The sequence below is a fragment of the Lysobacter sp. H21R4 genome, assembly GCF_015277535.1.
Classification (GTDB): Bacteria; Pseudomonadota; Gammaproteobacteria; order Xanthomonadales; family Xanthomonadaceae; genus Novilysobacter; species Novilysobacter ciconiae.
This window is the reverse complement of the sequence record NZ_CP063772.1, coordinates 2401876-2424378: the sequence shown is the minus strand read 5'-3', so window position 1 is coordinate 2424378 and position 22503 is coordinate 2401876. Positions and strand designations below refer to the sequence as shown.

The 22503-nt window shown below is 66.7% G+C and carries 13 protein-coding genes; 6 read left to right on the top strand and 7 right to left on the bottom strand.

Features of this window, described 5'->3' with window-relative positions; genetic code table 11:
• Positions 1 to 110 precede the first annotated feature (110 nt).
• From fabA to INQ40_RS11040, 3 genes are read left to right on the top strand one after another with little or no spacing between them, the layout of a single operon-like run.
• A complete protein-coding gene (gene fabA, locus INQ40_RS11050; RefSeq protein WP_194340470.1) occupies positions 111 to 626 on the top strand; it encodes a 3-hydroxyacyl-[acyl-carrier-protein] dehydratase FabA in 516 nt (171 codons plus the stop codon).
• Between the two features lie 41 nt (positions 627 to 667).
• On the top strand, positions 668 to 1864 hold the full coding sequence (gene fabB / locus INQ40_RS11045) for a beta-ketoacyl-ACP synthase I (RefSeq protein WP_255524322.1): 1197 nt from the start codon (positions 668 to 670) through the stop codon (positions 1862 to 1864).
• Positions 1865 to 1896: 32 nt separating this feature from the next.
• A complete protein-coding gene (locus tag INQ40_RS11040) occupies positions 1897 to 2514 on the top strand; it encodes a DnrO protein (protein WP_194340468.1) in 618 nt (205 codons plus the stop codon).
• Between the two features lie 72 nt (positions 2515 to 2586).
• Here the strand turns inward: INQ40_RS11040 and INQ40_RS11035 are convergent, their stop codons facing one another.
• The 7 genes from INQ40_RS11035 to hemN form a co-directional block, all read right to left on the bottom strand.
• Positions 2587 to 3651 (bottom strand): PLP-dependent cysteine synthase family protein, encoded by a 1065-nt coding sequence (locus tag INQ40_RS11035; protein ID WP_194342541.1) that lies wholly within the window; start codon positions 3649 to 3651, stop codon positions 2587 to 2589.
• Positions 3652 to 3734: 83 nt separating this feature from the next.
• A complete protein-coding gene (locus INQ40_RS11030; RefSeq protein ID WP_228482007.1) occupies positions 3735 to 5750 on the bottom strand; it encodes a pyridoxal-dependent decarboxylase in 2016 nt (671 codons plus the stop codon).
• Positions 5734 to 6135 (bottom strand): SirB2 family protein, encoded by a 402-nt coding sequence (locus INQ40_RS11025; RefSeq protein ID WP_194340467.1) that lies wholly within the window; start codon positions 6133 to 6135, stop codon positions 5734 to 5736. Before INQ40_RS11025 ends, INQ40_RS11030 begins: the two co-directional genes overlap by 17 nt.
• A gap of 19 nt (positions 6136 to 6154) precedes the next feature.
• Positions 6155 to 7387, bottom strand: a complete 1233-nt coding sequence (locus INQ40_RS11020; protein WP_194340466.1) for an NnrS family protein — start codon at positions 7385 to 7387, stop codon at positions 6155 to 6157.
• A gap of 169 nt (positions 7388 to 7556) precedes the next feature.
• Positions 7557 to 9854: a nitric-oxide reductase large subunit gene (locus INQ40_RS11015; protein WP_228482006.1), complete on the bottom strand. Its 2298-nt coding sequence runs from the start codon at positions 9852 to 9854 to the stop codon at positions 7557 to 7559.
• A 317-nt stretch (positions 9855 to 10171) separates the two neighbouring features.
• Positions 10172 to 10885 carry a helix-turn-helix domain-containing protein gene (locus INQ40_RS11010; protein WP_194342538.1) on the bottom strand — a complete coding sequence of 238 codons (714 nt, stop codon included), beginning with the start codon at positions 10883 to 10885 and terminating at the stop codon, positions 10172 to 10174.
• 58 nt (positions 10886 to 10943) lie between these two features.
• Positions 10944 to 12335 (bottom strand): oxygen-independent coproporphyrinogen III oxidase, encoded by a 1392-nt coding sequence (hemN, locus tag INQ40_RS11005; protein WP_194340465.1) that lies wholly within the window; start codon positions 12333 to 12335, stop codon positions 10944 to 10946.
• 218 nt (positions 12336 to 12553) lie between these two features.
• On the opposite strand from hemN, the gene INQ40_RS11000 reads away from it, so the two are divergent.
• The 3 genes from INQ40_RS11000 to INQ40_RS10990 all read left to right on the top strand — a co-directional run bounded on the left by INQ40_RS11000 (position 12554) and on the right by INQ40_RS10990 (position 22139).
• Positions 12554 to 13267 (top strand): response regulator transcription factor, encoded by a 714-nt coding sequence (locus tag INQ40_RS11000; protein ID WP_194340464.1) that lies wholly within the window; start codon positions 12554 to 12556, stop codon positions 13265 to 13267.
• Positions 13268 to 13849: 582 nt separating this feature from the next.
• Entirely contained in the window at positions 13850 to 21199 is a 7350-nt protein-coding gene (locus INQ40_RS10995) for a hypothetical protein (protein WP_228482005.1), read from the top strand.
• Between the two features lie 64 nt (positions 21200 to 21263).
• Positions 21264 to 22139: an OmpA family protein gene (locus INQ40_RS10990; RefSeq protein WP_194340462.1), complete on the top strand. Its 876-nt coding sequence runs from the start codon at positions 21264 to 21266 to the stop codon at positions 22137 to 22139.
• The last annotated feature ends 364 nt before the right edge of the window (positions 22140 to 22503 follow it).

Below are 22503 nucleotides of genomic sequence, written 5' to 3'. Positions count from 1 at the left end.
CGCACCGCGGTCACGTACGGATACGTACGGCGGAGTGCATTGATGCCGGTCAACACATTTGTTTCGCCAAACCGGCAGAATCCAAGGTTTCCCCTGCGCTGTGTGACTACATGAATCGACCTTCTTCCTTTGATCGCGAGCAGTTGTTGTCCTGCGCCCGCGGCGAGATGTTCGGCCCCGGCAACGCGCGACTGCCGGCGCCGCCGATGCTCATGTTCGATCGCATCACCGAGATCAGCACCGAGGGTGGCAAGTACGGCAAGGGTTTCGTGCGCGCCGAGCTGGATATCCGCGCGGACCTGTGGTTCTTCCCGTGCCACTTCGAGGGCGATCCGGTCATGCCCGGCTGCCTTGGGCTGGACGCGATGTGGCAGCTGTGCGGGTTCTACCTGCCGTGGCTGGGCGCCCCCGGCCGCGGTCGCGCGCTGGGCGTGGGCCAGGTGAAGTTCAGCGGCCAGGTGCTGCCCGATGCGAAGCTGGTGACCTACGAACTGGACATCCGCCGGGTCATGCGCGGCAAGCTGGAACTGGTGATCGCCGACGGCCGCACCCTCGTGGACGGGCGCGAGATCTACGTGGCCTCGGACCTGCGGGTGGGGCTGTTCACCTCGACGGAGGGGTTCTGAGCATGGGCGGTGTGGCAAACAGGCGCGTGGTGGTGACCGGCATGGGCATCGTGTCCTGCCTGGGCAACGACCAGACCAGCGTGACCGCGGCGTTGCGCAGCAGCAGCCCGGGTATCCGCTTCATCCCCGAGTACGCCGAACTGGGCCTGCGCAGCCAGGTCGCCGGCGAGCCGCAGATCGACCTGAGCGAGGAGATCGACCGCAAGGTGAAGCGCTTCATGGGCGACGCGGCCGGGTTCGCCTACGTCGCGATGCGCGATGCGATTGCCGATGCCGGGCTCAGCGACGACCAGGTGCGCGACGTGCGCACCGGGCTGATCGCCGGGTCCGGTGGTGGATCACCGCAGTGGCAGATCGAGACCGGCGACCTGCTGCGCAACCGCGGGGTGCGCAAGGTCGGTCCGTACATGGTGCCGCGCACGATGGGTTCGACCGTGTCGGCGACGCTGTCGACCGCGTTCGGTATCCGCGGCTTGAGCTATTCGATCTCCGCCGCCTGCGCGACCTCCGCGCACTGCATCGGCGCCGGTGCGGACCTGATCCGCCACGGCGCGCAGGACATCATCATTGCCGGCGGCGGCGAGGAACTGCACTGGGGCATGACTTCGCAGTTCGATGCGATGGGCGCCCTGTCGACCAAGCGCAACGACACTCCGGAAAAGGCCTCGCGTCCCTATGACGCGGACCGCGATGGCTTCGTCATCGCCGGCGGTGGCGGCATGCTGGTGCTGGAGGAGTACGAGCACGCTGTCGCCCGCGGCGCGAACATCATTGCCGAGCTGGTTGGCTACGGCGTGACCTCCGACGGCGTCGACATGGTCGCCCCGTCGGGCGAAGGGGCCGTGCGCTGCATGCAGATGGCCATGGCCGGCATCCACGGCACCCCGGTCGGCAAGGTGGACTACCTCAACACCCACGGCACCTCCACGCCGGTCGGCGACGTGGTTGAGCTGCAGTCGATCCGCACCGTGTTCGGTGACGACGTGCCGCCGCTTTCGTCGACCAAGGCGCTCAGCGGCCACTCATTGGGCGCCGCCAGCGTGCACGAGGCGATCTACTGCCTGTTGATGATGCGCGAGGGCTTCATGGCCGGCTCGGCCAACATCGACTACCTGGACCCGCGCGTGGAGGGCTTCCCGATCGTGCAGCAGAGCCGCGACGCGACGCTGGACACGGTGATGTCCAACAGTTTCGGTTTCGGCGGTACCAACGCCAGCCTCGTGTTCGCGCGGGTCTGATTGCGCCCCCGTTTTTCAAGGAGATGGATCGTATGAAGACACAGACCACTTTGGCCGTTGCGCTCGCTGCCGCGATCGGACTCGGCGCGGCAATCGCGCCGTCGGCGGCCCAGGCGCAGGACAATACGCACAGCCACGCCCAGCACGAGCAGGCCAAGCCTGTGACGGCGGCGCACGCGCATGGCAGCCACGCGCAAGACACCCACGCGCACGACCCCCAAAAGCACGACACCCACGCCCATGCCGACCATCACCCCGAAGCGGCGGTGATGCCGATCCCGGCCGACCACGTCAAATGGGAGCCCGACGCGCCGCTGATGGAAGGCATGCGCCGCATGCGCGAGGCGATGGCCGGCCTGCATCACCACCAGATGGGACACCTGAACGATACCCAGGTTGATCAGCTGGCCACCCAGGTGGACGAGGCGGCGGCGTACATGTTCGCCAACTGCAAACTGGAGGCGGAACCCGACGTGGCCCTGCACGGCGTCCTCGCGCGGCTGATGGCGGGCGCCGAAGCCCTGCACGCCGACCCGGCCGATCCGGCACCGGTCGCCGACATGAGCGCGGCGCTGGCGGACTATCCGCGGCTGTTCGACGATCCGGGCTTCAGCGATGCGAAGTCCGGCGGGGAGCACGTCGAGCACTGAGTGCTTCGACGCGGGCCCGGGCTTTGATCGGCCCGGGCAGGCCTAAGCCGGCCCGATAGTGGCGCGCCGCCGTCAGCTGATCGGATGCCACTCGCCGGTGGCCAGCGTGGCGCGCAACGCGACCTGCGCCGGGGCCGGGTCGATGCCGTTCTCGGCCAGCCACGCCGGGTCGTACAGCGTCTGGTCGTAGCGCTCGCCGGGATCGCACAACAGGCTGACGATGCTGCCGCGCTCGCCGGCGGCGCGCATCCGCGCAGCCAGCTCCAGGCACGCCACCAGGTTGGTCCCCGACGAGCCGCCGTAGCGACGGCCCAGCTGCTCTTCCAGCAGGTGCATCGCGGCCACGGAGGCGGCGTCGGCCACCTCGATCACCTCGTCCACCACCTCGAACAGGAAGCCCGGCTCCACCCTCGGCCGGCCGATGCCTTCGACGGCGGTCGGCTGGCTGGCGATCGCGCTGCGGTTGCGCGTGCGCCAGCCGTGCACGAAGGCGCTGCCGGCCGGTTCCGCCACGCACAGGCCGGTCTCCAGCGCGCGGTAGCGGATGTAGCGTCCGATCGTTGCCGAGGTGCCGCCGGTGCCGACGCCGCAGACGATCCACGCCGGCTGCGGGTGCGGTTCGCAGGCCAGCTGGCCGATGATCGACTCGGCGATGTTGTTGTTGCCGCGCCAGTCCGTCGCGCGCTCCGCGAGGCCGAACTGGTCCAGGTGGCACGCGCCGTTGGCGGCATGCCAGGCGGCGCGCTCGTGCACCTGCGCGGGATCGTCGACCAGGTCGCAGTGGCCGCCCAGCGCATGCACGTCGGCGATCTTGCGCGGTGCGGTCGCGGTCGGCATCACCGCGGTGAAGGGCAGGCCGAGCAGTCGTGCGAACCACGCCTCGGAGATCGCGGTGCTGCCCGAGGACGCGTCCACCACAGGCTGGCCCGGGCTGAGCCGGCCATTGCACAGCGCATACAGGTACAGCGAGCGGGCCAGCCGATGCTTCAGGCTGCCGGTGGGATGCGCCGCCTCGTCCTTGAAGTAGAACTCGATGCCCGGGAAGCCAGGAAACTCCAGCCGCAGGAGGTGGGTGTCAGCCGAACGGGCCGCCTCCTGGCGCAGGCACAACAGGGCCCGCGCGGTCCAGCTGCGCATCGTCGCGCTGTCACAGACGGCGGCCGGCGGCTTGGCCGCGCTGGCCGGGAGGAAGTCATTGCCTGGATGGAATGCGTCGGGACTCATGGGCTTGGGCTCCCCAGCAACGCCCGGATCCGTCGGCCCAGGTGTGCCAGATACAGGTCGATGTAGCTGATGCCGTTCTCGTGATCGATCAGATACGGGTTCATCAGGGTGTGACGCAGGATCACCAGCCGATCGGCATCGGTGTCCTCGTCGTCATCGACCAGTGTCGCAGGGTCCAGCTGCAACTGCCTCAGGATCCGGTTCATCTCCGTGTCGCCGAGCGCCTCCGGGCGCAGCGTGGTCATCGAGCCGAAGAACTGCTTGAGCTGGAGGGGCTGGCTGGCGTCGGCGCGCAGCTCATCGTGCAGGCGGCGGACGAAGGCGTTGGCCCGTGCCAGGTCCGCGTTGCCGGCGGGGTTGATCGCCACGCAGACCAGGTTGCTGTCGGGCGCGAAGGGCACGGTGACGCGGGCGATGCCGTCCAGTTCGACGGCGAGCCGTTCGGCGCGGGCGTGGAAGGCTTCGGCGGCAAGCACCGTCTGCCGCGGCAGACGACCGAAGTTGGCGTGGTCCAGCGGCAGCACCTTGTGGGTGACATACACCGCCGCCGCGGCCGCGCCGGATTTGGAGCCTTCCGGGACGAACTGGCCAAGTCGGCGGTAGCGGCTGAGGTAGTCGGTGGCGCGGGTGTCGTGGAAAACGTAGTCGGCGGCCTCCGCCAGCAGCGCGGTGGCGCGGTGGTCGCGGCAGATGAACGCGCCGGCGCCATAGGGCAGGTAGCCCAGCTTGTGCGGGTCGACGGTGACCGAGTCGGTGCGGCCCAGTGCAGCAAAGGCGGCGTGTACTTCGGGCTGGGGAAAATGGGCGAAGCCGGCGCGGACCTCGTCGATGCCGCGCAGGCTGCCGTCGGGGTTACGGAACAGGGTCGCCAGGTAGCCGCCCCAGGCGGCATCGATGTGCACGCTGAAGCCCAGCCCTTGGGTCTGGAACAGATCGCGCAGATCGACCACCGCATCCACCGGGTCCACGGTGCCGTACTCGGTGGTGCCCAGCACGGCGACGGTCATCAGCACCGGCTGGCGCTCGCGCCGGCACTGCTCCAGGGTCTGCTCCAGCGCCTGCGCATCCAGACGCATGCCTTTTTCCGGCAACAGGCGCAGTTGTTCCCGGCCCAGGCCGAGCAGCTTCAGGCCCTTGCTCCAGGAGTAGTGGGCGGTGATCGGGGCCAGCACCAGCGGCACCCTGAGCTCACGGTGGCGGGCAAAGAACTCCACCATCCCCAGATGCTCCAGCCGCTGGGTCTGCACCGCATCGCGCCACCGCCGGCGATCGCGCGCGGGTTGCCCGGCCAGCCACAGCTGCCACTGGCCGAGCAGCTCGATGCCGGCGTCCGGACCGAGGTTGAACGCCTTCCAGTCATCGTCCGGCAACGCCAAACCCGGCACCTGGGCAGCGCGCAGGGCGACGGGAAACGCCTTCAGTGCCAAGGCCAGGCGCAGCGCCTGGTAGTTCGCCACGGTGCCGCCGGAGGTCAGATGGCCGAACGCGCAGTCGGGGCGGTCGGTGTCATCGGGGTAGCCGAGCATCCGCGCCAGCTGCAGCCCGACCTGGACTTCCAGATCGATGGTGACGGGGGCCGCGTCCTCGCTGACGTTGTTGGGGTTGTAGGGCAGGGTGAGGATCTGCGCCGCCAGGCCGGGCAGCAGCAGGTCTGAGGCCATGTGACCGATGTAGCGCGGGCTGTGGAAGGGCACCGAGCGCTTCAGCGACGCGGAGAGCTGGTGCAGTTCCCGACGCAGGCGCGACTCGAACGCCTTGTAGTCGGGGTGCTGGGCGGCGTGGGTCGGGATCGCCGGCGGGTCCTCGGGGTGGAAGTTGCGCCGCCAGTAGACGTGGTCGCGCAGGAACTCCACGACGAGCTTTTCCAGCAGGGTGTCGTTCTCGCCGTAGGGGCCCAGGAACAACGCATCGAGCATCGGCCGGTCCGGATCGGCGACCCCGGGGGTGCCGGCGGCGAGGGCCAAGGCGTTGCCGGACACCGCGGCAGCGGCGCGCTCAGCCGAGGAAGGCATTGAGGAACCCCCACGGGCTGTGCGCGCGCGCAATCGAATAGACCATGCCGAACGTGAGCAGGGCCGCGACGTAGAAGCCCGCCTTTGCCAGGCGGGTGCGGCCGCGCTTGATGGCGAACACGCCCAGCACGATGTAGACGACGAGCAGCAGCAGTTTCACCGTCAACCAGCCGTTGGCGAACATCGCGCCTGGCAGCATGGTCAGCAGCATCAGCGCGGCGGTCAGCAGCGCGGTATCCACGGTGTAGCTGGTCCAGCGCACCGGCAGCCAGTGCGGCCACCGCATGCCGGCCAGCACGCCAGCGCCGCGCAGGGCAAAGACCAGCCCGCTGGTGATGGCCATGGCGATGTGGATGCTTTTGATTTGCGGGTAGAACTCGATCATGGGGTTTCCGGTGCGTGACTCAGCCCGGACGGCCGTCGGAGCGCGGGGCCAGGTAGATCCGCCCAACATGCGCGACCCAGGGCAGGAAGGCGACCAGCCAGCCCACCGCAGCGACCGCCTGCCACGCCGTGCTGTCGGGAAACACCTCTGCCGCCACGCGGATCACCGCCACCAGCTGGATCGCGACGAAGGCGAACCAGGCCACGGGGTACATGGTCAGTGGCCGGCCGGCGTGACCCTCGGTGACCCGGGTGACCATCGCGATGAGGATGCTGCCGAAGAAGCCGATGAACAGCGCATGCGCCGGGCCGCGACCGAGCCAGTACACGCCGGTCAGGACATAGCTGATGCTTTGCGCCGAATACAGCGCGAATGCCAGCGGCAACCACGACAGGCCGACAAACAGCACCGACAGCAGGCCCGGATTCTTTCCGCGTGGCCACCAGCGCCACACCATCGTCGCCGTCAGCGCCAGCAGGGGCAGGTCGACCAGCCACAGCCAGCCGTAGAAATGAAACAGCTCCAGCAGCAGATGACCGATAAACAGCGGCCAGGCCGCCGCCAGCAGCCACATCGGCCGCCACGGCTGGTAGCCGGGCACCACGCGGCTGGCGAAGAACGGGAACATCCGGTGGGCCACGGTGAAATACACCGGCAGCAGCAGCCCGAAGCTGCCGATCTTGATGCTGGCGAACACCCAGACCGGCGAGGCGCCCAGGACGTAAGCACCCCACGCCAGCACGCCGAGGAAGCCCAGACACAGCGCGGCGAAGCACGAACGCGCATGCCAGGTGGTGCCGCTCTCGCGCCACAGCAGCGGCGCCATTACCGTCAGGCCGGCGAGCCAGCCCGCGGCGGTCATCAGGACCCCGACGATGATTCCGGCCTCCCAGCCCAGCGCACCCAGCAGGGTCGCGATCTGGCCGCCAAAGATCCCCAACCCGACCGGCACGTAGCGCCAGCGGTCGATGTCCGGCAGGCCCAGCCATTTCGGGAAGGTGGTCAGCAGGAAGCCGAAGAAGAAGCTCGGCAGCACCTGGTACTGCATCACGAAGGCGTGCACCCAGCCGGTATGCAGCGGTGCCTGCGGTATGGCCAGATCGGGCCAACGGGCACCCACCAGCCAGGCCGCCCACCACGCCATGGCGATCAGCAGGTTCATCGAGCCGATGAAGAACAGCAGGCGGTGCGGTGCGGTGGCTAGCCGGCCCGGCGAGAGCGCAGCGGGCCTGGGTTCGGGATGATTGTCCATGGGTGTCAGTGTGCCTTTGATGGGTGCTGGCGTTATTGACCTGGGTCAGCCGGACGGCGTGCATGAGCGCGCTTGCATGAGCGTGCAGATACAGGCAGGCGCATGAAACCACGCGCATGAAAAAGGGGCGGCCTGAGCCGCCCCTTCCCTTGTCAGCAGTCGGGCCGGGTCAGAGGCTCGACTCGGTCTCCAGCACGCCGGCGACCGGCTCGCGTGCCCGCCGTGGCCCCAGCCACAGCGAGAGCACGAACAGGGCGATCATGAAGGCACCGGCGGCGAACACCGTATCGCCCGGCACCCGCAGCCAGACCAGCACGTCGATGATCGGACGGGTCATGAACTCGGCCGAACGTGCGTACCAGTAGCCGTTCTCCAGGTTGGCTTCCAGCTGCAGCACGCCCATCGGCAGCAGGGTCAGGGTCATCATCAGCAGCAGGCCGATGTTGAGCGCCCAGAAGCCGCTGCGCAGCAGGCCCTCACGCCAGACCAGATCCGGCTTGAGGCCACGCAGGCAGTACAGCATCAGGCCGATGCCGAGCATGCCGTACACGCCGAACAGCGCGGTATGGCCGTGGGCGGCGGTCAGGTTGGTGCCCTGCATGTAGAACAGCGCCAGCGGGGTGTTGATCAGGAAGCCCAGCAGGCCCGCACCGATCAGGTTCCAGAAGCTGACCGCCAGGAAGAACATGATCGGCCACTTGTACTGCTGCATCCATGGCGTGGCGCGGCTGCTCTTCCAGGTCTCGTGCGCCTCCAGGCCGATCAAGGCCAGTGGGACCACCTCCAGCGCGGAAATGCTCGCACCCAGCGCGATCACCCCGGTGGTGACACCGGCGAAGTACAGGTGGTGGAACATGCCCAGGACGCCGCCGGCCATGAACACAATGGTCGCGAACAGCACGTTGATCGTCGCCGAGCGCCCGCGCACCAGGCCGAGCTTGACGAAGATGAAGCTGATCACCGCGACAGCGAACACCTCGAAGAAGCCCTCCACCCACAGGTGGACGATCCAGAACTTCCAGTAGGTGACGATCGAGATGTGGGTGTTCTCCTTCCACATCAGGCCGGCGGCGTAGAGGATGCCGATGGCCACGGTAGACAGGAACAGCAGGCCCGCGATCGAGGACGTCTGGTTCTTGGCCCGCATCGCCGGCCACAGGGCGCGACCGACCAGGGTCAGCCACAGCATCAGGCCGATGAACAGGTAGATCTGCCAGAAGCGACCGATGTCGACGTATTCCCAGCCCTGGTGGCCGAACCAGAAGTTCGGGATCTTGCCCAGCTTGCCCATCACCGCCATCCACTGGCCGGCAAACGCGCCCACGACAATGATGATCAGGCTGATGAAGAGGAAGTTGACGCCGAATTTCTGGTATTTCGGCTCATGCCCGGAAATCGCCGGCCCCAGGTACAGGCCGGTGGCCAGCCACGCGGTCGCAATCCACAGGATCGCCAGCTGCGTGTGCCAGCTGCGGGTGACCGCATACGGCAGCCACTCGGAGAGGGCGAACCCGTAGGCCTCCTGGCCTTCGACCTGGTAGTGCGCGGTGGTCGCGCCCATCAGGATCTGCACCAGGAACAGGGCCATCACCAGCCAGAAATACTTGGCGGTGGCGCGCATTGACGGGGTCACCACGATCGCCCGCGCGGGATCCTGGGACGGCGGCGCCAGCGGCTTTTCCTTGCCGTGATACGCGGCGTAGTGCCACGACAGCAAGCCGATGCCGGCGATCATGAACAGGATCGAGAACATCGACCACATGAAGCTGCTGGACGTGGGCACGTTGCCCACCAGCGGTTCGTGCGGGAAGTTGTTGGTGTAGGACTTGACGTCGTCCGGGCGGTTGGTGACGGTCGCCCACGAGGCCCAGAAGAAGAAGCCGGTCATCAGGCGGCGGCTGTTCTCGTCGGGCACCGGGTTCTCGCGGATCGCGTAGGCCTCGCGCAGTTCCTGCGTGGCCGGATCGTTGGAGAACACGCTCATGTAGTGGGCGGCGACCTGCGAGATCGCCTGCGCGCGCTCGTCGCTGACCACGATGGAGCCGGTCTGGGGATCGTAGGTGTTGGCCCGGATCTCGGGCTTGATCTCCGCGTGCAGCTTGGCCTGCTCGCTCTCGTTGAGCTGCTCGTAGGGCATGCCGAACTCGATCCGCGAACGGATGTCGAGCATCGCCACGACTTCCTTGTGCAGCCACTCGGCCGACCAGTCGGGAGCGACGAGGGCCCCGTGGCCCCAGATCGAGCCGCTCTGCTGACCGCCCATCTCCTGCCAGACGCGTCGTCCGGCCTCGATGTCAGCCCTGGTGTAGAGCACCTCGCCACTGTCGGTGACCACCTGCTCGGGCATCGGCGGCGCCGTCTGGTACAGGTCCTTGCCGATCCACAACATGATTCCGAAACTGACGATGAGCAGGGCCCCCAGGCCCAGCCATAGTCGCCTCGTTATCTGCACGCTCTTTGGTTCCATCGATGCTTCTCCCGGATAATGGCCGTCATAGTGGCCAGTCGGAGTTCAGGTCTCGTTGACCTGGATCAAGCACCCAACCCGCGATCCACGCGCGCTCGCCTCCCGCTCACGTCCAGCAAGGCCGGACGCCCGTTGCAGCGGATTGAAAACCGCGCGTGGATCGGGAGTTCGGGCACAGCGTCCTTTCTTCCCGCGCCCAACCGTGCCGTACGGTCGCCGCAGGCGCAACCCCGCCGCTCGCATAGTGCGACCGGCGTGCGTGGTTCAGTCGCGTTGCGTGATCCCCTTCGGGAAAACGCACGCGCGGAGGCGGTGCCTCAGCGGTGCAGGATCGGGTCGGCGAGCGCGGCCAACTGGTCGCGGTCCAGCAGTTCCACTTCGCGGCGATCGACCATCAGCAGGCCGTCCTTCTGGAAGCGGCGCAGCACGCGGCTGACCGTTTCGGGTGCCAGGCGCAGGTAGTTGGCGATGTCGGTGCGCGCCATCGTCAACTGGAAGCGGTGCGACGAGAAGCCACGCGCCGCCAGCCGCCGCGACAGGCCGATCAGGAACGCCGCCATACGCTGGTCGGCCGACCAGTCGCCGGCCAGCAGCGCGGCGCGGCCGATGTCGCGGCTCAGCAGCCGGAACAGGTGGCGCTGCAGTCCCGGCAGTTTGGTCGCCAGCACCGCGATCTTCGGGAACGAGAACCGGCACAGCATCGCCGTATCCAGCGCGACCGCGTTGCACGGGTAGGTCTCGCCGTCGATCGCGTCCAGGCCGATGACCTCGCCGGGCAGGTGGAAACCCAGCACGTGCTCGCGGCCGTCGCGGTCGATCATGTACGTCTTGACCGTGCCGGCGCGGACCGCGGCGATCGCCTCGAACGGGTCGCCCTCGCGGAAGATGTGCTCGCCGGCGTGGAAGGGACCGACGTGCTCGACGAGCACGTGCAGGTCCATCAGCGAGCGCTTGTCCATGCCCTCGGCCAGACAGGCCTGGGAGAACGCGCAGGTCGAGCAGAACGTCAGCTCATCGCCGTCGTCCGCCATCGTGCTCGCGTCCTGGCGCGGGAACGCGGTCGGGCTCACGCGCGCCTCCACGCCGCGTCTAGATGGCGCGGGAGAAGCGGGGCGAGGCGGTCGGTTGGGTCAGGTAGTGGTCGAAGCACATCGCTATGTTACGCAGCAACAGGCGTCCGCGCGACGTTGCGGTGATGCGGGACGGCTCCACCTTGACCAGCCCGTCGGCGACCAGTGGCTCCAGCTGGGCGATCGCGTCGGCGAAGTAGTCGTGGAAGTCGATCAGGTAGCGCCGTTCCAGCGCGTCGATGGGGATCTCGCCCTGGCACATCAGGCGCTGGATGACGTCGGCGCGCAGCTGGTCGTCCTCGCTCAGGCGCATGCCGCGGAACACCGGCAGCCGGCCCTCGTCCAAGGCGATCTGCCAGCTCGGCAGGTCGCGCGGGTTCTGGCTGAAGCTGTCGCCGATATGGCTGATGGCGCTGACGCCCAGGCCGATCAGGTCGGTATCGGAATGGGTGGTGTAGCCCATGAAGTTGCGGTGCAGCCCGCCACGGTCCTGCGCGGTCGCCAGGTCATCCTCGGGCAGGGCGAAATGGTCCATGCCGACATAGGAATAGCCGGCGTCGGTGAGTTTCTCGATGGCCAGTTGCAACAGCCCCAGCTTGACCTCCGGCGAAGGCAGGTCCTCGGCGTTGATCTGGCCCTGGGCCTTGAACAGGTCGGGCAGGTGGGCGTAGCTGTACACCGCCAGCCGGTCCGGACGCACCTTGATGACCGTGTCCAGCGTTTTGGAGAAGCCTTCGAGCGACTGCTTGGGCAGGCCGTAGATCAAATCCACGTTGACCGAGCGCATGCCACTCTGACGACAGGCATCGATGATCGCGACGGTCTCCTCGACCGACTGGATCCGGTTGACGGCCTGCTGCACGGCCGGGTCGAAGTCCTGCACGCCCAGGCTGGCGCGGTTGAAGCCGATCGCGGCCAGTTCGGCGATGTCGGCGGGTTTGACGAAGCGCGGGTCCAGCTCGATCGAGAGGTCGCGCTTGGGCGAGTCGGAAAAATGGAAATGGCTGCGCAGCGAGTCCACCACCTCGCCCAGCTGCGCCGGCGAGAGGAAGTTCGGCGTGCCACCGCCGAAGTGCAGCTGGATGACCTCGCGGTCGCGGTCGAACATCGCCGCCGTCATCGCGATCTCGCGGTACAGGCGCACCAGGTAGGTCTCCCCACGCGCCAGGTCGCGGGTGATGATCCGGTTGCAGCCGCAGTAGAAGCACGGGCTCATGCAGAACGGCACGTGCACGTACAACGACAGCCGGCGCGGGATCGGATCGCCATTGCTCGCCAGGATGGCGTCGCGCAGCGCCTCCTCGCCGAAATCAGCGGAGAATTGCGGCGCGGTCGGGTACGAGGTGTACCGCGGACCGGGCCGGTCGTAGCGCTGCAACAGCGACGCGTCGAATTGGAGGGGGCTGGACATGACGCTCAGGCTATCGACGGCCGCGGGGGTGCGCCTTGATCGGGGTCAAACGCGGTCGTGCCGCATCCACGGTCGTCCGGCCGCGCGTGCGCCGCTAGTGGGAGGTCATCGCCCCCATTAATCTTGTAACTAGGCGCGATCGCGCCTGTTAACGTAGTGCGCCCGCCCACGAATAGTGCGCCCGCCCACGAACGCCCCGGGAGAGGCTGGAGCAAGGAATGGATAGTTCAGTCAAACCCTGGGTGATGGTCGTCGAGGACGACCTCGAGCTGCGTGAACAAGTTATTGTCCCGGCGCTGACGCAAGCGGGGTTCCACGTCGCCGCGGCGGGAAGCGCGTTGGAGATGTACCGCGCCATGCTGACCCAGCAATTCAACTTTTTCGTTGTCGATGTGGGTCTTCCCGACGAGAACGGATTCAACGTCGTGCGTCATCTACGCGGTGTGACCCACGCGGGAATGATTCTTCTGACCGGCCGCCATGCGCCCGCTGATAAGGTGCATGGCCTTGAAATGGGCGCGGACGCATATCTGACCAAACCTGTGGATCCCGCTGTTCTTGTGGCCACGGTGCGGAGCGTCGCCCGCCGGGCATTCACCGAGCCGGTCAATACGCCGACCGTTCCGCAGCTGCCCCGTGTTGGCGGGTGGACATTCGACCTCGATCGCTGGCGTTTGCTCACGCCCGACGATTCGACCGTCAAGCTCTCCATTGCCGAGCGCGAGCTGTTACGGATATTGCTCGACGCCTCCGGGCAGGTCGTCCCGCGCAAGCGCATCATCGAGGGCCTAACCGCGAAGATCAGCGATTTCGAAGAAGAACGGCTGGAGATGCTGGTGTTCCGGCTCCGTCGCAAAGCCGAGGCTGCCGCGGCAGGAGAGTCGCTGCCCCTTCGAAACGTTCGTGGCGTGGGATACGTCCTGTTGGGCTAGCGGGCCCAGCGGCACCGCCTTTCGTTTAATTTCAAAAGCTTTCGCTTTATATCCAACGCTTCGTGTTTCGCAATGAAGCGCGAGTGTTTTTCGTGACGCCCGTCTATATGCTGCGCCCCCAATCGGGTGGGTTTGCGTTTTGCAGCGACATTGAGTGCGCGTAGTTTCCACGCGCAGCCGAGCCGACCCTAGTTACCAGACATTCTGCGGGCCTTCCGGCTCGCCGGGGCGGGCGTGTTCGTGCGCGCCGTGACGAAAGCAGGGCGAGCGCAAATGGTGTTTATCCAGGTAGCCCCGCTCTCCCATTTCAGTTGGGCCAGCGGCGATCCCACGCATCGCGCAGCGTGTCGTACAGCGGGCTCTCGCATCCCTATTTCGAATCACTGAGAGGAATTCAGATTGAACAAGATCCATAGCAAAGTTTGGAGCAGGAAGCTGGGCCGGATGGTAGTGGCTTCGGAGCTCGCCAAAGGCGGCGGCGGTGCAGGTACGTTGCACGACGGCACCGCCGGAAGTGGACGGCGACCCGGCGCGCTTGCGTTGGCGATCGGATTAGTGCTGGGTCTGACGGCGTTGGCTGGCATGCCGGCATTTGCCCAGCATGCGCCGAGCTGGACCGTGACCGACGGCAGCAACGGCGCCGTGATCGGTGATAGTGGGACGGTGACGTTCCAAGGCGACAGCAACATCCATGTCGCGCAGTCGGGAGCCGATGACGCCGGCGTCATTGAGATCACCCTCGGCGACGATATTGATCTCGGTGCCGATGGCAGTGTCACGATCGGCGACACACGGGTGGACAACACCGGCGTGGCGATCGGCAGCAATGTCGTGCTTGACAACGCCGGCCTCACCATCAGTGCAGGCCCCAGCGTGACCGCCGCGGGCATCGATGCCGGCGGCAAGGTGATCACCGGCGTGGCCAGTGGCACCGCCAGCGACCACGCGGTGAACTTCGGCCAGCTCAGCACCGTCAGCGCCGCAGCTTCGGTCGCGCAGTCCACGGCGACCAACGCGGCGGCTGCTGCGGCTGCCGCGCAGATTGCTGCCGATGCAGCAGGCTGGATCATCAGCGACGGAGCCACTACTACCGATATCGGCTCCGGTGGCACCGTGACTTTCCAGGGCGACGGCAATATCAGCGTGGCGCTCACCGGCGTTAACGACGACGGCAAGGTGACCGTCACGCTCGACGAGAATCTGACGGTAACAAGCATCACGGCAGGCAATGCGACCCTCGATAATGGCGGACTGACCTTCAGCAGCGGCGGTCCCAGCGTCACCGCCTCAGGGATTGACGCCGGTGGCTTGCGGATTACCGGCCTCGCCGAGGGCGCCCTTACGGCGACCAGCAGCGACGCGGTCTCCGGCAAGCAGATCTTCGACCTGTTCATCGAAGAAGGTGCCGGTGGCGTCCGCTATTTCCGCGCCCGTTCGGCACAGCCTGACTCCCAGGCCATGGGCGATGAGTCCATCGCCATCGGGCCCAACACCGTGGCGGAAGGCGTCAGCAGCTTCGCAGCCGGTGACGGTGCGGCCACCACCGCAAGCGCTGAAAGTGCCATCGCGATCGGGCAGGGTGCGACAGCTGGGGGTGAGCTGACCGGAGGCGAAGCCGCAATTGCCATCGGCCGTGACAGTGAGGCAACGGGCAACAGCTCGGTGGCACTCGGTGACAACGCCAACGCTGGCGGTGCCAATGCCACGGCGCTGGGCGCACGAGCAGCAGCGGGCGGTGCCGGAGGAGTGGCGCTGGGCCAGGATGCGGTGGCAGCAGCGACCAACAACATTTCGATCGGTAATGCCGCGGGGCAGGGCACCGGCCAGGTCCTGCCTGGCGATCAATCCCACAACATCGCGATCGGCAACCAGTCCGGCCAGAACGTGGCCGGCCAGTTCAACGTGGCAATGGGCGATGGCGCCGGCAGCAACGTGGATGGCGACGACAACGTGGCCATGGGGCGTGGCGCGGGTGTGGGCATTGCCGGTGAGCAGAACGTCAGCATCGGCCTGGACGCGAACAGCGGGGTAACTTCGAATCGCGCCGTCGGCATTGGTCAGTCAGCCCGAGCGGAGACCGAAGGCGTGGCAGTCGGCTTCAACGCCTCTGCCGGCAACACCGGCGTCGCGCTGGGGCGGCAGACCACGGCGCTTGGGACAGGAACGGCGATTGGCCCCAACGCCCACGCGGACAGCAATTTCGTCGCCTTGGGTCTCAACTCGTGGGCGACCCAGAGCGACGTGTCGGGGAGCAGTGAGTTTACCAACCGGACGTTCAACGGCAGTGCCGTTTCCGTCGGCAGCAGCCAGAGCGGCGCCTCGTTCACGCGCCGAATCGTCAATGTGGAAGACGGTGCGAATGACACCGATGCAGTCAACGTCCGCCAGTTGAAGCAGGCCGTGTCGGGCATCGATCTGAGCGACATCGACTTTGCCGGCGGGGTCATCGCCAATCTCCAGGACCAGATCGACCAGAACATGCTGAACTACGTCAGCATCAATGACGGCGGCATCGACAAGGGCAACAAGAACAACAACGGCGCCGATGCTGCCGCCGTCGACTCGGTCGCGATCGGCCCGGACGCAACGACCAAGAACCGCGACTCGATCGCCATCGGCCATCAGGCTGGCGCCGAAGGCGATTCCGCGGTGGTGCTGGGCCACAACATCAAGGGCCTGGGCAAGAACTCGACCACCATCGGCAACTCGCAGTCCGAGGCACTCGGTGAAAGTGGCATCGCCATCGGCACGCGCGTGGAGAGCCGTGACCAGAATTCGATCGTGATCGGTCGGGATTCCTATACCAACCGCCAGGCCAGTGGCCCGGCAGTCGATAACTCGATCGTCATCGGCACCCAATCGTCCTCGACCGCGGTCGAAGGCATTGTCATCGGCAAGGACTCCTTGGTGAATGCACCCCGGGGCATTGCCCAGGGCAGCGGCGCGCATTCGACGGCGAGTGACGCCACGGCGTTGGGTACCCGCGCCAGCGCGAGCGCGGCAAGTGCGCAGGCCAGTGGAACCGACGCAAGGGCTAGCGGCGTCAACGCCATTGCCACTGGAACCGGCGCCACCGGCTGGGCCAATGACGGCATCGCCATGGGCACGGGCGCGGTGTCCGGTTTCAACGACCCTGCAAACCTGCAGCCGCGCCGCAACATGGGCGGCGTCGCCATCGGCCAGAGCACGCTGGCGGACAACTACCATGCGTTGGCGATTGGCGTGGAGGCCCGCGCAACCGATGAATCGGCTACCGCCATTGGCGACGCTGCCGAGGCCTCCGCAGAAGATGCGTTGGCAATAGGTTCCAGCGCACGCGCCAGCGCGGAAAATGCGGCCGCGTTCGGTCAGGACGCCACGGCCGAGGCGGAAAATGCGCTCGCGGTCGGATCCGGCGCACGCGCCTCGGCCCGGAACGCGTCCGCATTCGGCCAGGGCGCGCAGGCGTCGCATGCCGGCTCGGTCGCGCTTGGCAGCGGTGCCATCACCGCAGCGCCCATCGGTACCGCCAGCATTTCGGTCGACAAAAACACCTACAACTTCGCCGGCACCAGCCCGGTGGCGACCGTCAGTGTCGGCGCCGCGGGTGCCGAGCGCACTCTCACCAACCTTGCAGCGGGCCGCATCAGCGCCACCAGCACCGACGGTATCAACGGCAGCCAGCTGCACGGCACCAACATGGCGCTGGAATCGCTGGCCGATGACCTGGATGCCGCAGGCGACTCGATTGCCGACGTGCTGGGCGGCAACGCCGTATACGATCCCAACACGCATCAGGTCACAATGAGTAATGTCGGGGGCACCGGAAAGGGCACGGTGCATGACGCGATCGAGTACGCCGCGCAAGGCTGGGCGGTAGCGGCAAACGGCGAGGTGACGGGCGCCAACGTAGCACCAGGCGGTTCGGTCGACTTCAGCAACACCGACAGCAATATCATCATCGCGCGCGACGGCACCGACCTCACCTTCGACCTGGCCGAGAACATCGACTTGGGGGCGAACGGTAGTCTGACCACCGGCGACACCGTGGTGAACAACGACGGTCTGGCGGTGGACGACGGCGTAGGCAACAGCACTACCGTGGGTGCCGGTGCGATTGCGGTGACCGACGCTGCCGGCACAACGACGATCGGTGGCAACGAGATCTCGGTGGGTGGGGCCAACCCGATCGTGATCAACGGCGACGCCGGCACCATCGGCGGGCTGACCAACACCACGTTCGACCCCAATGCCCCCTACACCGGAGGCATTGCAGCCACGCAGGAGCAGCTGGGCCAGGTCAACAACGACCTGACCGCGGCGGGTCTGGACTTCGTGGGCGACGATGGCCGGGTCGTGCATCGCGACTTGGGGGAGCAGCTCTCGATCACCGGCGGTGCGACGGGCACCTTGTCCGAAGGCAACATCGGCGTGACGCGAAATGCGGATGAAGACGGTCTGGTGATCGAACTGGCCGACAACATCGCGCTGACGGAAGACGGCAGCCTCGCGATCGGCGACGGTGCCGATGGCAGCACGCTGGATGCCGACGGTCTGGCAGTGGTTGATGGCGACAACGAGACGGTGGTGGGTGCCGGCACGATTGCAGTGACCGACGCAGCCGGCACGACGACGATCGGCGGCAACGAAATCTCGGTGGGCGGGGCCAACCCGATCGTGATCAACGGCGACGCCGGCACCGTCGGCGGGCTGACCAACACCACGTTCGACCCGAACAACTACACCAGCGGCCAGGCAGCCACGGAAGACCAGCTCAAGCAGGTCAGCGACGTGGCCAATGCGGGCTGGAATGTCAGCGCGCAGGGCGCAAACGCCACCAACGTGGGCGTCAACAGCCCGACTGGCAATTCGGTCGACCTGAACAACGCCGACGGCAACATCGTCATCACCAAGGCCGACGACAGCAACGACGTCACCTTCGACCTGGCCGAGAACATCGACCTGGGCGCGAACGGCAGCCTGACCACCGGCGATACGGTGGTGAACAACGACGGTCTGGCGGTGGACGACGGCGTAGGCAACAGCACTACCGTGGGTGCCGGCACGATTGCAGTGACCGACACTGACGGCACGACGACGATCGGCGGCAACGAGATCTCGGTGGGCGGGGCCAACCCGATCGTGATCAACGGCGACGCCGGCACCATCGGCGGGCTGACCAACACCACGTTCGACCCCAATGCCCCCTACACCGGAGGCATTGCAGCCACGCAGGAGCAGCTGGGCCAGGTCAACAACGACCTGACCGCGGCGGGTCTGGACTTCGTGGGCGACGATGGCCGGGTCGTGCATCGCGACTTGGGGGAGCAGCTCTCGATCACCGGCGGTGCGACGGGCACCTTGTCCGAAGGCAACATCGGCGTGACGCGAAATGCGGACGAAGACGGTCTGGTGATCGAACTGGCCGACAACATCGCGCTGACGGAAGACGGCAGCCTCGCGATCGGCGACGGTGCCGATGGCAGCACGCTGAATGCCGACGGTCTGGCAGTGGTTGATGGCGACAACGAGACGGTGGTGGGTGCCGGCACGATTGCAGTCACCGACGATGCCGGCACGACGACGATCGGCGGCAACGAAATCTCGGTGGGCGGGGCCAACCCGATCGTGATCAACGGCGACGCCGGCACCGTCGGCGGGCTGACCAACACCACGTTCGACCCGAACAACTACACCAGCGGCCAGGCGGCTACGGAAGACCAGCTGAAGCAGGTCAGCGACGTGGCCAATGCGGGCTGGAATGTCAGCGCGCAGGGCGCAAACGCCACCAACGTGGGCGTCAACAGCCCGACTGGCAATTCGGTCGACCTGAACAACGCCGACGGCAACATCGTCATCACCAAGGCCGACGACAGCAACGACGTCACCTTCGACCTGGCCGAGAACATCGACCTGGGCGCGAACGGCAGCCTGACCACCGGCGATACGGTGGTGAACAACGACGGTCTGGCGGTGGATGATGGCGCCGGCAAAATGGCGAGCCTGACGGTGGAGGGTGCTTCGGTAAGTGACGACGAAGGCAACGTGACCACACTCGCCGCCGACGGAACCACGGTGGAAAACGCCGACGGCAACAGCACCGTTGTGGGTGCGGGCTCCGTCGCGGTGACCGACGCAGCGGGCACGACCACCATCGGCGGCGGTGCCATCGTGGTGGGTGGCGCCAGTCCGATCCTGATCAGCGGTAACGCCGGTACGATCAGTGGCCTGCAGAACCAGACAATCAACTATCCGGGGTTCGCCGATGGTTCCGGTCGTGCGGCGACCGAGGAGCAACTTGTTCTGGTAAACCAGACGGCCACCGCGGGGTGGAATTTGACCGGCGCGGGCGTCGATCAGGTCAATATCGGGCCAAACGGTTCGGTGGACTTCCAGGGTGACCAGAACATCACCGTCGCCCAGACAGGCGATGACCAGGACGGCGTGATCGCCGTCACCCTTAACCGTGATGTCGACGTGGACAGCGTCACCGTTGGCGATACCGCTATCGACACCTCCGGCGTTGCGGTCGGCGGCGACGTGCACCTCGGCAACACCGGCCTGGTGATCAATGGCGGGCCAAGCGTGACAATGAGCGGTATCGACGCGGGCACGTTGGTAATCACCAACGTGGCGGCGGGTGATGTCAGTGCCACCAGCACGGATGCGATCAACGGCAGCCAGCTCCACGGCATGGGTCAGTCGATCGTGAACGTGATTGGTGGCAACGCCGGGCTCAACCCGGACGGCACCATCACCACCAGCGACATCGGTGGCACCGGTCACGACAATATTGACGATGCGATCCGATCGGCGAACGAGGCCGCCAATGCGGGCTGGACGGCGACCGATGCCAACGGCAATGACGCCAACATCGGCCCCAACGGCACGGTGAACTTCACCGGCGACCAGAACATCACCGTAGCCCAGACCGGCGCGGACAACCGCGGCCAGATCGAGATCACCCTCAACCGTGACCTGGACGTCGACAGCCTCACTGCCGGCGACACCGTGGTCGATACCGACGGCGTGCACGTGGGCGACGACGTGCACCTGGGCGATACGGGCTTGGTGATCGAGGGTGGCCCGAGTGTGACCACCGATGGCGTTGATGCCGGCGGCCAGGTCATCGGCAACGTCGCGGCGGGTGTGGCTGACACCGATGCGGCCAACGTGGGACAGCTCAACGACCTGGCCTCCAGCATCGTCGACAACAGCAGCCGAGTGACAAACCTGGAGGAGGGTGCGACCGGTCCGTTCCAGGTCAGCCAGGAAGCCCCGATCGTCCCGCCGACCCCGACCGGAGCCAACTCTGCGGCCGGCGGCAGCGGCGCGGACGCCAGCGGTGACAACAGCACCGCGCTGGGTAACCAGGCCGTGGCCGCCGGTTCCAACAGCACCGCGGTCGGCCAAGGCGCAAAGGCCACGCACGACAACAGCGTGGCGCTGGGCCAAGGGTCGGCGACGACCGTGGGCGCCCAGTCCGGTTACGACGCGGCCTACGTGGGCACCAGCAACTCGTCGGGCGAGGTCAACGTCGGCAACCGCACCATCAGTGGGGTCGCTCCGGGCGTGGCCGGCAACGACGCCGTCAACGTCAACCAGCTCAGTGCCGGAGTGGACCATGCGGTCGTTACCGCGAACAACTACACCGACCAGCGGTTCAGCCAGATCCACGGGGATGTGTGGGACCTGGGCCAGCGGATCGACGGGCTCGAGCGTGACCTCAACGCCGGCATCGCGACCGCAATGTCGATGCGGCAGGCGCCTTACGTGGCCGGGGCGACGACCTACTACGCAGGTTTCGGAGCCTACAAGGGTGAAGGCGCTGTCGGCGTCAGCCTGCGGCGTACCGCCGACAACGGACGCTGGAGCCTGGAGGGCGGCTTCTCGTCCAACCGCGAAGGCACCGGCGGCTACGTCGGCGTGAGTGGCGTACTGGGCGGGAAGTGACGCAGCGCCGGCCTTCCGAAACAAACGGAAGGCTGGCAGCGAATCCAATCGGAACAAATCAGGAATGACACACATGGTAATCAGGAACATGCTTCGCGGAGCCCTCGCCACCTCCGTTTGTGCGCTGTTGTCTGTCCCGGCCGGGGCTTTGGCGCAGGATGTGGGGCTTCCCTCCACAGCGGTGATGCCGGTGCAGGGCGTGGTGGGCGATACCGATTTTCCGGAGGCCTCCCGCAGCCGGATCCGGAATGGCGACTTCGTCAACGTCGACAACCTGCGTCAGATGGGGCGCGGACTCGGCAAGAGCCAAGTCAGACGACTGCTCGGTAATCCGCACTTCAGTGAGGGGGTCGCCGGTGTCTCGCGCTGGGACTACGTCTTCAACTTCCGGACCGGGATCGACACCCACGTCACCTGCCAGTACCAGGTCAACTACGAGCGCGCCAACGGAAACTACGTGGTCGACTCGATGCATTGGGATGGGCCGGCCTGTCTGGACGCATTGAATGACCGGCCGGACCCGGTTGTTGGGCCGGACCCGGTTGTTTCCACGGCCGCACGGGCAGTGCATACCCTTTCGGCCGATGCGTTGTTCGCGTTTGACGGTTCGCGTCCACGGGACATCCTCCCGCAGGGGAAGGAAGAGATCGCGGCACTGGCACAGGAGCTGTCCCGCTCGGGAGCGGAGCAGATCACCGTCGTCGGCCACGCCGACAGGCTGGGCAGCCATAGCTACAACCAGGCGCTGTCGGAACGGCGGGCGGCAACGGTCCGGCAGTTGCTGGTCGAACAGGGCCTGCCCGGAGCCGGCATCACCGCAGCCGGGCGCGGCTCTTCGGAGCCGGTCACCAGCTGCGACCGGTCCTTGCCACGGGCCGAGCTGATCGAATGCCTGAAACCTGATCGACGGGTGGAGATCCGGGTGGCCGGAACGCACTGATACGGCGAAACAAGAACGGGGCGGCTTGCGCTGCCCTTCCGTTTTGTCCGGCCATTTGTCACACCCGGACCCGGTCTCCAGCACGCTGGCGACCGGCTCGGGTGCCCATGCCGAGCGTGCCGTATACGCCGAGCAGCGCGGTATGACCGTGGGCCCCGGATACGACGCCTACCATCAACCTGGTGGGCAGCTACTGACAGGGGAAGGCGGACGCCGCGCGCGCCTGGAAGGGTGCCGCGGCGTGCAAGCCCGAACGGCAACGGATGACCGCATCGCGCGGCCGCGCTAGCCTATGGCGCTTCGAGGTTGGCGCGAGGTGGGCGCTCGCCGCATCCACTGCCATCCGAGCCGCTTATGGAACCTG

Excerpts from the sequence above, each read along its gene's own strand:
- INQ40_RS10995 (WP_228482005.1), top strand. The coding sequence starts at position 13,850 with ATGCCGGCATTTGCCCAGCATGCGCCGAGCTGGACCGTGACCGACGGC.
- fabB (WP_255524322.1), top strand. The coding sequence starts at position 668 with ATGGGCATCGTGTCCTGCCTGGGCAACGACCAGACCAGCGTGACCGCG.
- INQ40_RS11035 (WP_194342541.1), bottom strand. The coding sequence starts at position 3,651 with ATGCGCAGCTGGACCGCGCGGGCCCTGTTGTGCCTGCGCCAGGAGGCG.
- INQ40_RS11015 (WP_228482006.1), bottom strand. The coding sequence starts at position 9,854 with ATGGAACCAAAGAGCGTGCAGATAACGAGGCGACTATGGCTGGGCCTG.
- INQ40_RS11025 (WP_194340467.1), bottom strand. The coding sequence starts at position 6,135 with ATGATCGAGTTCTACCCGCAAATCAAAAGCATCCACATCGCCATGGCC.
- INQ40_RS11010 (WP_194342538.1), bottom strand. The coding sequence starts at position 10,885 with ATGGCGGACGACGGCGATGAGCTGACGTTCTGCTCGACCTGCGCGTTC.
- INQ40_RS11020 (WP_194340466.1), bottom strand. The coding sequence starts at position 7,387 with ATGGACAATCATCCCGAACCCAGGCCCGCTGCGCTCTCGCCGGGCCGG.
- fabA (WP_194340470.1), top strand. The coding sequence starts at position 111 with ATGAATCGACCTTCTTCCTTTGATCGCGAGCAGTTGTTGTCCTGCGCC.
- hemN (WP_194340465.1), bottom strand. The coding sequence starts at position 12,335 with ATGTCCAGCCCCCTCCAATTCGACGCGTCGCTGTTGCAGCGCTACGAC.
- INQ40_RS10990 (WP_194340462.1), top strand. The coding sequence starts at position 21,264 with ATGACACACATGGTAATCAGGAACATGCTTCGCGGAGCCCTCGCCACC.
- INQ40_RS11000 (WP_194340464.1), top strand. The coding sequence starts at position 12,554 with ATGGATAGTTCAGTCAAACCCTGGGTGATGGTCGTCGAGGACGACCTC.
- INQ40_RS11040 (WP_194340468.1), top strand. The coding sequence starts at position 1,897 with ATGAAGACACAGACCACTTTGGCCGTTGCGCTCGCTGCCGCGATCGGA.
- INQ40_RS11030 (WP_228482007.1), bottom strand. The coding sequence starts at position 5,750 with ATGCCTTCCTCGGCTGAGCGCGCCGCTGCCGCGGTGTCCGGCAACGCC.